Annotated in this window: 13 protein-coding genes and 1 riboswitch; of the genes, 1 reads left to right on the top strand and 12 read right to left on the bottom strand. The window is 34.9% G+C overall.

The annotated features are described in order from the left end of the window. Positions 1 to 159 precede the first annotated feature (159 nt). The 4 genes from ACQKP0_RS21825 to ACQKP0_RS21810 are packed head-to-tail and all read right to left on the bottom strand — an operon-like array spanning position 160 to position 3,752. Positions 160 to 873: an energy-coupling factor transporter transmembrane component T family protein gene (locus tag ACQKP0_RS21825; RefSeq protein ID WP_427407958.1), complete on the bottom strand. Its 714-nt coding sequence runs from the start codon at positions 871 to 873 to the stop codon at positions 160 to 162. Positions 874 to 895: 22 nt separating this feature from the next. After that, the gene (locus ACQKP0_RS21820) at positions 896 to 2,560 is read right to left on the bottom strand and encodes an ABC transporter ATP-binding protein (RefSeq protein ID WP_427407933.1); all 1,665 of its coding nucleotides are present in this window, start codon (positions 2,558 to 2,560) and stop codon (positions 896 to 898) included. Positions 2,561 to 2,565: 5 nt separating this feature from the next. Then, positions 2,566 to 3,144, bottom strand: coding sequence for an ECF transporter S component (locus ACQKP0_RS21815; RefSeq protein ID WP_427407932.1), 579 nt, complete (start codon positions 3,142 to 3,144; stop codon positions 2,566 to 2,568). Positions 3,145 to 3,158: 14 nt separating this feature from the next. Continuing rightward, positions 3,159 to 3,752 (bottom strand): YkoF family thiamine/hydroxymethylpyrimidine-binding protein, encoded by a 594-nt coding sequence (locus tag ACQKP0_RS21810; protein ID WP_427407931.1) that lies wholly within the window; start codon positions 3,750 to 3,752, stop codon positions 3,159 to 3,161. A gap of 104 nt (positions 3,753 to 3,856) precedes the next feature. After that, positions 3,857 to 3,967: riboswitch (TPP riboswitch) on the bottom strand. A gap of 303 nt (positions 3,968 to 4,270) precedes the next feature. Between ACQKP0_RS21810 and ACQKP0_RS21805 the strand changes: the two genes are divergently transcribed. After that, a complete protein-coding gene (locus tag ACQKP0_RS21805) occupies positions 4,271 to 5,737 on the top strand; it encodes an amino acid permease (protein WP_427407930.1) in 1,467 nt (488 codons plus the stop codon). A gap of 240 nt (positions 5,738 to 5,977) precedes the next feature. Here the strand turns inward: ACQKP0_RS21805 and ACQKP0_RS21800 are convergent, their stop codons facing one another. From ACQKP0_RS21800 to ACQKP0_RS21765, 8 genes are read right to left on the bottom strand one after another with little or no spacing between them, the layout of a single operon-like run. Further along, positions 5,978 to 6,166, bottom strand: a complete 189-nt coding sequence (locus ACQKP0_RS21800; RefSeq protein ID WP_427407929.1) for a hypothetical protein — start codon at positions 6,164 to 6,166, stop codon at positions 5,978 to 5,980. A 52-nt stretch (positions 6,167 to 6,218) separates the two neighbouring features. Continuing rightward, positions 6,219 to 6,935, bottom strand: coding sequence for a hypothetical protein (locus ACQKP0_RS21795; protein WP_427407928.1), 717 nt, complete (start codon positions 6,933 to 6,935; stop codon positions 6,219 to 6,221). 19 nt (positions 6,936 to 6,954) lie between these two features. Further along, a complete protein-coding gene (locus ACQKP0_RS21790) occupies positions 6,955 to 7,806 on the bottom strand; it encodes a hypothetical protein (RefSeq protein WP_427407927.1) in 852 nt (283 codons plus the stop codon). 3 nt (positions 7,807 to 7,809) lie between these two features. Further along, complete coding sequence (locus ACQKP0_RS21785; protein ID WP_427407926.1) at positions 7,810 to 9,120, bottom strand: hypothetical protein; 1,311 nt, start codon at positions 9,118 to 9,120, stop codon at positions 7,810 to 7,812. 60 nt (positions 9,121 to 9,180) lie between these two features. After that, positions 9,181 to 9,837, bottom strand: coding sequence for a hypothetical protein (locus ACQKP0_RS21780; protein WP_427407925.1), 657 nt, complete (start codon positions 9,835 to 9,837; stop codon positions 9,181 to 9,183). Beyond that, complete coding sequence (locus tag ACQKP0_RS21775; RefSeq protein WP_427407924.1) at positions 9,838 to 10,248, bottom strand: TadE/TadG family type IV pilus assembly protein; 411 nt, start codon at positions 10,246 to 10,248, stop codon at positions 9,838 to 9,840. An 18-nt stretch (positions 10,249 to 10,266) separates the two neighbouring features. After that, positions 10,267 to 11,661: a vWA domain-containing protein gene (locus tag ACQKP0_RS21770; RefSeq protein ID WP_427407923.1), complete on the bottom strand. Its 1,395-nt coding sequence runs from the start codon at positions 11,659 to 11,661 to the stop codon at positions 10,267 to 10,269. Positions 11,662 to 11,693: 32 nt separating this feature from the next. Continuing rightward, positions 11,694 to 11,942, bottom strand: coding sequence for a hypothetical protein (locus tag ACQKP0_RS21765; protein WP_427407922.1), 249 nt, complete (start codon positions 11,940 to 11,942; stop codon positions 11,694 to 11,696). Positions 11,943 to 11,985 lie beyond the last annotated feature (43 nt).

Raw genomic sequence — 11,985 nt, 5'->3', positions numbered from 1 at the left:
AAAATTATAAACTATTCCGAATATTGATTCTATTATTAGTTACATTTTTGTAAATATTTATTAATTTTCCAACACTATAATACTTATAAACTAATTTTTTTATGAAAAAATAACCTCACTTAATGAGGTTATCAATATTACTTTATATATAGATTTTTCTTATTGAAACCATGTTTTAGATACGAATAAACAAACACAAAAAATACATATCATCGACAGCGAAAACAACCAATCCTTACCTGATATCTTCAACTCATGATAGAATGTTCGTTCCTTACTACCTGCAAATCCTTTTGATTCCATCGCAATTGCTGTTCGTTCTGCCTTTCGAATAGCGCTTGCCAACAGTGGAATGGTGTATTTCTTTACTAGTTGAATTCTCCCCTTCAGCCCCTTCTCCCAATGCACTCCTCGTATTCGATGAGCATTTCTAATGATAGTGAATTCTTCCTTTAATAAAGGCAAAAATCGATAACCTGCCAAGATCCCATATACAAGTTTGGGTGGAAGTTTGCACTGCTGCAAAAGGCTTAGCATAAACTTTGTTGTGTCCGTAGTTAAAATAAACATGAGAGAAAGTGCAGCAAAGCAAAGAACTCTAAGTCCTAAGGATAATCCCGTACTCAATCCATAATTAGTGATCTCGATTGGACCAAATTTAACATAAGTCAGCACATTTACACCATTCGGTGGATTAGAAAATATCGTTGTTGTCCATACATATCCAAATGCAATGATAATAAAAGGGAGAAATCGAACGAACCATTTTTTAGGCATTACCTTACCAAAAATAAAAGTGATCAAAATCGTAAAAAGCAAGAAAAGCAGCGGTGTAACCGGATCAAAAACAAAAGCTAGAAGCAAGACAGACATCAAGACTGTAAATGCTTTTATACTAGGATTTAACGACTGAAGTCGCAACTAACTCACCTCTATTTCTCCACTGTTTCACTACTGCATATCGTAAAGGCAATTCAAGATTTGCTTTCTCAATTTGTTCAGTATGCATGGAAAATAGATCATGGGGTGTTCCTTGAAAGGAGACTTCCCCATTTGAAAGTACAATCACTTGATGGGCATAGTTTGCGACCAATTCCATATCATGTGTCACCATCAATGCTGTCATCCCTGATTTAACACGGTCTTCAACGAGTTTCATTAATTCGTCGGTTGCCTTTCCATCCTGCCCAAAGGTGGGCTCATCAAGAATAAGCAAGTCTTGATCATCAATAAGCATTGTAGCTACACTTAATCTCCTCTTTTGTCCCTGACTTAGCGAAAAGGGATTATTGTTCTTTAGTTCAGTTAATCGACAAGCTGAAAGAACATTCTCAACCTTGGTCTCGATATCCTTGTACCCAGTTTTTTTCATTTTCAAACCAAATGCCACTTCATCAAATACAGTGTCAGTTATAAATTGGTGCTCTGGATTTTGAAAAACATATCCAATGGAATTCCGCTTTTCTAATTCCGATAAGTCCTTTAATAATTTATTCTCAAAAATGATTTCCCCATGCTTTGCCGTAAATAACCCTGCTAACAGCAATGATAAGGTAGACTTGCCGGCGCCATTTGGACCAATAATGGCTGTCCATTGACCCTTCCCGATCGTTAAATCAATATTTTTTAATATAGGTTCACTTCCACGCAAAAATGAAACGTTTTTCATTTCAATCAATGTTTTGGATGGAGATGAAATAGTCGGCATGAATAAATTTTGGACATATTTTTCATCCAACTCCTTGACTAATTCATCCAACGTGAACGAAAAAAAATCCGCCTTAAATTGTTGACCAAAAATCGTTACCTTAGGTAAACACAAACCCAGCTCTTTCATTTCCTCAAAATGATTAACCAATCCTTCTTTCAATAAACCATCATACATGAGATTCCCAGTTTGTGTCAGAACAAGACAGCGGTCAAGGTATGGGATCCAATAATCAAGCTTATGCTCAATCACAATCAGTGAGAAATCCAGCTTCTTTTGAAGTGAATCAATGGTTTGTACAAACTCCTTTGTTGCAGCTGGATCCAATAATGCAGTAGGTTCATCGAGAATGAGGATTTCTGGCTCCATGGCAATCACACATGCAAGAGCTAGCTTTTGTTTCATTCCCCCCGACAATGTAGAAATTTGAGCATACTTATATTTTTCAAGACCAACTAAAGAAAGGGATCTATCTATTTTTTTCACCATTTCTTCTCTAGGTATGTTTATATTTTCTAAACCAAACGCAATTTCATCCTCTACTGTAAGCATGCAAAATTGTGATTCAGGATCTTGAAACACAACCCCTATGTGCCTGCTTAATTCCCCTGCAGCATATGCTTCAATTTCTTTTCCTCTAAAACAAATAGTTCCCGTTCGATTACCTTCAATAGAACGTGGGATTAGCCCATTTAAACAGAGAGTTAAAGAGCTCTTTCCCGATCCGCTTGGCCCTAATAAAAGAAGTTTTTCTCCCTTATCTAAAGAGAATGATATATTTTTTAAAATTGATTCATCCTCATACGAAAGTGAAAGATTCGAAACCTCTAATATTTCTTTACTTGGCTCCATTGTTATCACGCCGCTTTTCTCTTTTTTATCTCTTTGCCCAGTGGCATTCCGTTGAGTACTCCCGTTTTGGCCAATCCTTCACTAATATATTTTCCAAGCAAACCAGCAAGTAGTGCACCGGATATCATTCTTATGACAAGCATCGATAACACGTAAGTAGTTGAAAGTGTGGCAAAGCCTGAAATAAAATACCCCCAGGCAAAACTAAAAATGGATGCACCCACTCCAGCAAGCATTAACACCCAGGTGGAATAACGCTTCCATCCAGTTGCAGCAAATACAGCCTCTGCACCAAGTCCTTGGATAAAGCCAGAGATTAATAGTCTAGGCCCAACTGCATTTCCAATTAAAATTTCTACAAATGCAGCAATCGTTTCAGAAAGAACCGCCGCACCAGGTTTACGAATAATATTCGCTACAATAATAGAAACAATAAACCAGATTCCAAAGATCGGTTCGTAACCTATCGGACCAACTAATCCAAAAAAGACATTCCCCAGCTGGGCAAATAATAAATAAACGATAGCAAAGACAATCCCTAATACCGACATTACAACAATTTCACGTAGATTCCATTTCGACATTGTTCCTGCCCCCCTTATTTATTTTTCCTTGATGGACTGTTCGCTGAAATATTGACCGTCATTGTCACATGGTTTACTTTTTCCTGTGTGTAATGGAAGGACTGCTCTAAAGTAGCAAATACATCATGAGCATCACCATCTAATCGACTAGCATAGTGGATTCCACTTGTAAATGTGCCCTTTTCCTTAGCCAAATCAACAACATCAGCAATAATTTGCATATATGATTCATTATTCATAGGATAGAGAGCGAATTGTGTCGGCGCCTCAATATGTAAGTTCTTTATCTTATCTTCATTCATTCGTACACCATCAGCTGACATAAAGACATCCCCATCTGAATCCCCTGGACATCCGATTGAAAAAGTTCCATTTAGAACGACATGTTTTTCAGTTTGTGCAGATAATAAATAAATCGCTTTAGCTACATCAAATACATGCTCCATTTTCCCTCGAATCACTGTACTTATATCATCTGTTTTAACCCATACTTTAGAAGTATCCACTTGTTCAAGGGTGGATAAAATAATGTCTACAAACTCATCTGTCATTGGGTAAAGCGAAAAACGAAAACCTACAATTCTACTTGTTCCGCATGATTGTGTCATAAAAATTCTCCTCCAATATAGAAATTAATCTTTTTAGAGAATAAAAAAACTGCATCTCACGGAAGATGCAGTAGTATCCAAATAAATGTAACCAAAATGATTTACAAAATACTACTACACTTCCCCACGCTAGTATTATCTAGATCGGGTAATAAGGGATCGGAACGCTCTTCCACGTTCACATCTCAGCTATTTCAGCACCCCTAGTGCAGATAGGTTATATGCAGTTTTATTATTCGCACTTATCATACATGACAAAGAATCATGTGTAAAGATACTTAATTTTATTTTTTCTGAAAATGTCTAATTATCATCTTTTTATATTATTCTAGAAAAATATTTTTTATGCAATAAAATTCATTTACATGGTAAAATATACACTTTCTATTTTCATTGCTTTTGGTTTATGATATCGTTATATAGTTATTAATATTAATTTTCATAAATAAATATCCATCTGATAGATTTTATACTAGTTACTATAGGAATAATGAACGAATGTTAGAGGTGCCATAATTATGGGTAATCAAATAGAACAAACTAACGTCACCCAAAATGGTGAATTAAAACGCAGCTTAAAGGCGCGGCATTTGATGATGATATCACTTGGCGGATCAATTGGTACAGGGCTTTTTCTAGGAAGTGGAGCCGCTATTTATCAAGCAGGACCTGGAGGGGCATTACTCGCCTATCTGATTATTGGTGTCATGGTCTATTTCATTATGACCAGTCTCGGTGAACTTGCTTCCTTTATGCCCACAAGCGGCGCCTTCAGCACATATGCTACTCGGTTTATTGACCCTGCATTAGGGTTTGCATTAGGCTGGAACTATTGGTACAGCTGGGCGATTACACTTGCTGCAGAACTTTCCGCTTCTACACTAGTAATGAAGTTCTGGTTCCCTAATAGCCCATCATGGTTATGGAGCGGGCTTTTTATACTCATCATTTTCGGTATCAATATCCTTTCCGTTAAAGGATATGGAGAAGGGGAATATTGGTTTTCGTTTATCAAAGTCGCTACCATCATTATTTTCATCATTGTTGGTTTCTTAATGATATTTGGAATTATGAAGGGCGATGCCGTCGGCTTTAAAAACTTCACGATTGGAGACGCTCCGTTCCACGGAGGAATCTTAGCAGTCATAGGTGTGTTTCTAACAGCTGGTTTTTCCTTTCAAGGGACAGAAATTGTTGGTGTCGCTGCTGGAGAAAGTGAAAATCCAAGGGAAAACGTTCCAAAAGCAATCAAAAGCATTTTTTGGCGAATACTTTTATTTTATGTACTTGCCATCATCGTAATCGGTTTAATCATTCCTTATACAACTGAAAGCTTGAAGAGCGAGGATATCATGGTTAGTCCTTTTACATTAGTGTTTAAGAAGGCGGGACTTGCCTTTGCTGCTTCTTTAATGAACGCAGTCATCTTAACAGCCGTCTTATCAGCTGGTAACTCAAGTCTCTATGCATCAACAAGAATTTTATATGCTATGGCAAAAGAAGGACAAGCTCCAAAGTTCTTTGGAAAGATCAATAAACGTGGTATTCCAGTAGCGGCATTAGTTGCCACTACATTAGTCGGAATGCTCACCTTTCTTGCTTCCGCTTTTGGTGATGGAGCTATTTATATGTGGTTATTGAACGCTGCAGGTATTACAGGATTTATCTTCTGGTTAGGGATTGCAGCCAGCCATTATCGTTTTCGAAAAGTATATATTGCCCAAGGACACTCACTCGAAAAGCTTCCTTACCGTGCAAAACTTTATCCATTTGGACCGATATTTGCTTTCTTAGTAGGTTTAGTCGTCATAATTGCCCAAGACTATCAAGCCTTTCTAAGCGAAAGAATTGATTGGATGGACATTATCGCTGCTTATCTCGGGATCCCATTATTTTTAATTATGTGGTTTGGCTACAAGTTTATTAAGAAAACAAAGGTTGTTCCTTTGAGGGAATGTGAGATTGATGTGGACGGGATGAAGTAAATACATTCATGTTATTTTGCTTCCTCATTTGTTGTGAATGGTGTAACAATAACAGCATGTTCTCTACTAAAAAGGTCTTAAATATTAACATAATTAACAATAAAAGGGGTACCATCGGAAAAATTCAATGGTACCCCTTTTTTATTTTACTATTCCGAAAATGAAAAAAAAGAACTGTTTTATTATTGAGTAAACAATTCTTTTTTCTATTTATCCATATTTATGTTTGAAAGAAATTACTTACCCCTTCATAGTAGTTAAGTGATTTTTCCTTATAAAAGGTAATGCAATTCCCACGATGATAGCTGTATAAGGAAACTTACCATCTCCTGCTAACCAATCCAAGGCTGTTACAGGTACAAAAATTGCATAAATGAAAATCATTAAAAACAGGTAAATTCTCCGCCATTTCTTTTCACGTTTTGACATATCCAACCCCCTAACCAAGATAAGTTACTATCTCCATTTGAATTGGAATTATTTATGCTAAATATTTATTACTAGTATCAAGTGTTGGACTTGTTTCCAATTCCTGCTTCCATTTAGAAGCGAATAAACTTACAACGATTACATTAAACGGAAAGACAATCATATTTATTAGCATCTGCCCTGATATAATAGCTAAATAACTATTTGTCACAGCGGATATAGCAAATAAACCTAAGAATCCTGCACATACATCAATTAAACTTGTAAAAATAATAATCGTTAATAAAGAAAAAAAGTATCTTTTCCCAATTTTCCTAGCCTTTTTAAAGCTTTTTGACATTGGCTTTTCCTCAAATATCATTATTTGTGGTGTTAAATAGAACAGCACCATAAACAAGATTCCAGGGATAATTAACAATAAAAGGCCGAATACAACAGCTACAGAAAAAATAACGCTAAAAAGAAAAACAGCTGATCCATGATTTAGAAACGCCCCATAGGCTTTTCTTAACGGCTTTTCATCTCCTTCTAAGTCACTTTTGACCAGTTGAATAAATGGCACTTGAACAATAACTAGCAAAAGTAACATAAGTAAGAGATTCGTAAAGTCCGCTACAAAATCAGCACCTGTAATAGTAGCTATTTGATAAACACTTCCCGAAATAATATTATGAATGATTAGAAAAGGAAGTGTAATGGATAAAGACAATATAATGATGGAATAAAAATTTCGATTGTATATTGAAAATCCTTCTAAAATAGTTTTCATTATTCTCTCCAATAAAAAATCAGTTTCTTAAAATCGGTAATATATCATGCTGGAAACAATATTCTATTTCTTTTTGATCCAACTCTTTAAATGCCTCAATTCCAGCTTCTCCCTTAGGTAAATCAAAAACACTGCCTACTCTTTTATCAATATAATTATCTAAAGATTTTTGTAATCCGCTAACATTTCTTGGATGACTATAATTTGATAATTGTTTTTTTAAACTTTTGTACTCTTTTTTATTTGGATTATCTTCATGTTCCTCTAAATACTGAAGTACCTTTTTTATTGAATCGATGGTTTCCCACTGAGTTACTCCTTGCTTATGAATAGTCAGTGAATACTCCGAAAAAACATTTTCCGCCTCTTTTGCATGTTCTTCAGTCAAAATATGGTTTGTTAATCGAACATCCATGTCAGATTTTTTTATAAAATCTTCAATTTCCACTAATTTCTTTTGTCCGTCTATAAAAGTATCTGCCATATAATAAATTTTTTCTATGTCTTTCTTTACTGGTTCGAGATTATACTTAACATCACTTAAATAGAGATCTAACCAGCCTTTTATATTATGCATCACTTCAACAGGACGGTTTAATTCCGCTCTTAATTTAAGTGATGCAGTTACAATTAAATTATTGTAATTATTAATTAGCCGCGATATTTTTATTGCCTCATTTCTATTAGCAATGACTCCATCCCTTGAAATGATAACATGTCCCTTAACTTTCTTTCTAATATCATAATAAACGATGTTATGATAATAATTATTTCTATATTGAAAAAGATAGTTAAAACATTGATAACTCTCGAACATTTTTTTGTGTTTTTTTATTTGTTGTTCTACTTTTTGTGTTAGTAATGTGTGCATTTTCTATCCCCATGAAAAGATTTTTTTAAGCTTACTGCCAAATGTTTTTACTTTTTCAACAGTCGTTTTTACTGCTTTAATGATTGCTTCCTTAGGATTGCTTATAAACTCCATTATTTTTTTTCTATTTTTGTAGATCACACTACCTAATTTTAATGTTCCTCCTACCACAATCAGCCCTACACCTACTGCCGCTGCAGCTCCCGATGCGGTAGCAACAGTACCTCCGCTCATAAGCATATCACCTAAGCTACCTACACTATCAGCAATGGCATTTTGCCTCTCTTCACCAGGTTTTGCATGAATGGCTTTATTGATATTGATTCCCATGTCAATACCCGATGTTACTACGCCAACAGCAGCAACTCCTGCATTAAATTTAGAGATAGGACCAAGTTTAAAATGTACACGTGGGTCTATGTATCCCCCTTGTAAGTTGACGTTTCTTGTATTCTTGAAGTAGGATATTAAATCATAGGCTTTTCGACTTGTATCAACACCTAATTTACCATTATCATAGATGCCTTTATATTTATCATATTCTTTATTAACATCCTCAAAAAATGTGCCTTTAGTAGCAAGTTTATAGGTGGCGGAGCCTAATTTCCACTTAAGCTTTCCATTTTCCTTCAAAAAATCACTTGTTGATATTGAACCATTCGTTTGTTCCAATTTTATTAAATTATTTACGTATTTGGCCGTATTGACACCAACATCTTTTATCGCATATTTACCTAATGTCCATGGATCAATCTTTGATTCATTTCCTGTATTTGAATTACTATCTTGATTCGAGTTGCTTCCTGTATTTGAATTACTATCTTGATTCGAATTGCTTCCTTTGTTAGAACTATCTCCTATAGGATTGTTCTTATCATGCGTATTCTGGCCATTATTGTTGTTTGTATTTCCATCATTAGCATGTTCTTTTCCAGAAGAGGAATCATTATTATTTGATCCATTATCCCCAGAATTTTGGCTCGGCACTTTTCCATCTGGTGATGTTTCCCATCCTGGATTTTGCCACTCTGGTGATTGGTTCCATTCGGGACTTTGCCAGTTAGGATTTTGCCATTCTGGTGATTGATTCCATTCAGGACTTTGCCAGTTAGGGCTTTGCCATTCTGGTGCTGAATTCCATGTTGAAGGGGATTCCCATACAGGTTGCTTCCATGCTGGATCTTTCCATACCGGTTGTGACCATGCCACAGTATCACTTTTTGCAAAGGCTAGGAGTGCAAATGGTCCCCAATTAATGGTTAATAGAATAATGATTGCAACAAATGCAATTATTCTTCTATAAAGTTTTTTCACTTATTTCCCCTCCTTTTCATACGAATATTTGAATCGGCATACTTTTGATAAAATTTACTTTTAAGGGAACGTTTCATGCCATTCCCATCCACCTAATTCATTAATAAAGTCAAATTTATTTCCTTCTCCAACTTGCTTAATTGCACGTTTGTCATCTGGAAAATATTTATCAAATTTTAACGCCTTAAATTTCGTGGATGTAATTACTTCGACACGATTGTTTTGATTAAACAGCCTTATTTCTGTATTGGATATCTCTCCTTGATTATTCAAAATATTTTCTTTCACAGCACTTGGAATTTTCGATGTTGCCTCATTGAGTCCTTGAGTAATGTAATTCGCTAAATCCGAATTATAGGATAATTCTTCCTTTAATACACTATTAATTGCTTTGTGTTTTATTTCTACAGATGAAAGTTGGGGATTTGATGGGCGAAGTTGATCTATCTTTTTTCTTATTTTTTCGTTAATTGACTTATCAAGAAAATCGATTTCTCCTACTAATGAAGCATCATACTCATCAATGGCCTTTTGTAGTGAATCAAAAATAATTGCAGATGCAGTAATGCTTGCTTGTTCAGCATTATTCGCGGATTTCTCCTTTTGAATAAATATATTTGCAAAGCTGCCAATAATAATGAATAAAAGGGACATGATACTTAGACACCCTAAAATCAATATCATTGTATTACCACGTTCATTTCTAAGTAGTCTCACTTAATCCATCACCCGGCCATTAATTGATTTAGAAAAAGTTACTTGCGATAGTGTCCCGACAATATCCTTTGGTATAAATAATAAATTCATATTTACTTTTACTGTCATTGTAAAATCTCTACCTGTTAGATTAGTAGATAAATTTTCAAATTCTAAATTCTTCCCTGAATGATTAATCACTTTTCTAGCCGCCTCCTCAGCTGCAGCTTTAGCAGATGCGGGGCTACTATTCACATCAGCCGCTGAATATACTTTTGCTGCCTCATTTGCTGCGGATTGTGTAATGATGACAGCATAACCAGCGACTAAAAATTGCCAAAATAATAACATAACTAACAATACAAGGGGTACCATTGAAAGAAATTCAATGGTAGCGGACCCTTGTTCATTCTTTATCACACTTTTTTTCATACACATAGATCTCCTGCGTCATTTTTCTGAGGAACTGTTTTTATTATAAATTTCATCAATTTTATTTTTTGTGTCTTCATAATTCTTTTCACTTAGAGCCATAAAAGTGTCAAATACCTCGTCAACTAATTTCCTTTGCATTTTATAAAAGCTTTCTAGCTGAGCTTCAAGTTGAGCTTCTTGTTCATCTGTGATTTTTTTCCTATTATTAAGTTCAACAATTGCACGGAGTAGGTTTGAATATTCTTGATTGGTATTGCTTCTCCACCCGTTAATTAAATCAATAATCTTACGTTGTTGTTCAACTAAATGAGTAATAGCACTAGAATTGTTTTTAGTATACCAATTCATCCATTTATAGGACTCTTCCGCTGTCTTTTTAAATTCACCATTTAGCTGTTGTTGATTTTTTACATTTGCATATGTTCCCCCGGCAGCCTTTGCCATGTCCATTAATTGTTTTTCTTCTGATCCTGGGACATCAAAACCAACAATATGAATAACTGGATTAATTGAAGATGCTTTTAAACTCTTTGAAGCGGCAATAGGATCTCCATTACATGTTTCAATTCCGTCACTAACTAAATAAATGATATTCCGATTCTGTTTTCCTTTAAATTTTGCTAAATCCTTTTGAGCAAGCTTTAATGATTCTGCCATAGCAGTCCAACCAGCAGGATTAAACTTATTTAAAGATTGACTAAAATTAGAATCATTGAAAGGTTGTAATGGATATACTAATTCATTTGCTTTACAAGACATTTCTTTATCTTGATCTGAACCAGATCCTTTATGGCCATATACACGTAAACCGACATTTGCATTTTTAGGAAGGGACGCAGTAAAATTCTTAATAGCTTCCTTTGCAAGATCCATTCTTGTTTTGGAACCAATGCGATTTGCCATACTTCCACTAGCGTCTAAGATGATTTCGACATTAAAATTTTCAGCCTGTAGTTCCTTTGGCGTGTCACCTTTTGAGGGACCTTTACCAATTCCTGTAGTATTCATTAGCATTTTCGGATCATTGTAATTCATCTTAAAAAGTGAGTATAAATAAGTAAATAGCTGAACTTCGTCCTTTTCATTTACAAAAGACTTGTTTTCCATTAATGATGTAAATTTATCATCATCAAATTCTGAAGCCAACTCACCTGCGGGGTACTCTATAATTTCTGAAATAGTGGCTGGTAGTTTAGGGATATCTTGATCGATACCATTATCAACTTCTTGTTCTTGATTATCGTTTTCATTACTATTACTGTTATCATTACTATTATTATTGTCTGGCATAACCTCTTTTTCTTTCGGTTCTGTGTTTATTTGATCAGGTTTCGTTTCGGTATTCGACTGGCAACCAGTTACTACAAATATAAGTATGACTAGAAGTAAAATTTTGATAGACTTTAACATGGTTCCTTTTAACCCCTAACCTTGTTGTATTATCAACCACCTGAACCAACTTTGCTTATGATTTCACTAATTTTATTAACAATAGCTCCAGCTAACGAACCACCTTGACCACTCATAGCAGCTTGAACAGCAAACATCAACATAAGAACAACGAATGCTAAGCCGACCCACTCAACTGTAGAAACTCCTTGTTCATTTGAAATTCTAGATTTTACTTTTGCATATGCAGAAGCTATGCCTCTATTAAACTGCTTCCCCATGTCTAACATTTTTGTTTTCATTTTATTTCCTCCATTCATTTAAAAAAACTCTCCATTGTAAAAA

Source organism: Heyndrickxia sp. NPDC080065, assembly GCF_050281185.1.
Lineage (GTDB): Bacteria > Bacillota > Bacilli > Bacillales > Bacillaceae_C > Heyndrickxia.
Note: the sequence above shows the minus strand (reverse complement) of the source record. Positions and strands in the feature narration are given on the sequence as shown.

What these genes read in the sequence shown, in the direction of transcription:
- ACQKP0_RS21800 (WP_427407929.1), bottom strand. Translation starts at nt 6,166, where the DNA reads ATGTCAAAACGTGAAAAGAAATGGCGGAGAATTTACCTGTTTTTAATG.
- ACQKP0_RS21790 (WP_427407927.1), bottom strand. Translation starts at nt 7,806, where the DNA reads ATGCACACATTACTAACACAAAAAGTAGAACAACAAATAAAAAAACAC.
- ACQKP0_RS21820 (WP_427407933.1), bottom strand. Translation starts at nt 2,560, where the DNA reads ATGGAGCCAAGTAAAGAAATATTAGAGGTTTCGAATCTTTCACTTTCG.
- ACQKP0_RS21770 (WP_427407923.1), bottom strand. Translation starts at nt 11,661, where the DNA reads ATGTTAAAGTCTATCAAAATTTTACTTCTAGTCATACTTATATTTGTA.
- ACQKP0_RS21810 (WP_427407931.1), bottom strand. Translation starts at nt 3,752, where the DNA reads ATGACACAATCATGCGGAACAAGTAGAATTGTAGGTTTTCGTTTTTCG.
- ACQKP0_RS21765 (WP_427407922.1), bottom strand. Translation starts at nt 11,942, where the DNA reads ATGAAAACAAAAATGTTAGACATGGGGAAGCAGTTTAATAGAGGCATA.
- ACQKP0_RS21825 (WP_427407958.1), bottom strand. Translation starts at nt 873, where the DNA reads ATGTCTGTCTTGCTTCTAGCTTTTGTTTTTGATCCGGTTACACCGCTG.
- ACQKP0_RS21775 (WP_427407924.1), bottom strand. Translation starts at nt 10,248, where the DNA reads ATGAAAAAAAGTGTGATAAAGAATGAACAAGGGTCCGCTACCATTGAA.
- ACQKP0_RS21815 (WP_427407932.1), bottom strand. Translation starts at nt 3,144, where the DNA reads ATGTCGAAATGGAATCTACGTGAAATTGTTGTAATGTCGGTATTAGGG.
- ACQKP0_RS21805 (WP_427407930.1), top strand. Translation starts at nt 4,271, where the DNA reads ATGGGTAATCAAATAGAACAAACTAACGTCACCCAAAATGGTGAATTA.
- ACQKP0_RS21795 (WP_427407928.1), bottom strand. Translation starts at nt 6,935, where the DNA reads ATGAAAACTATTTTAGAAGGATTTTCAATATACAATCGAAATTTTTAT.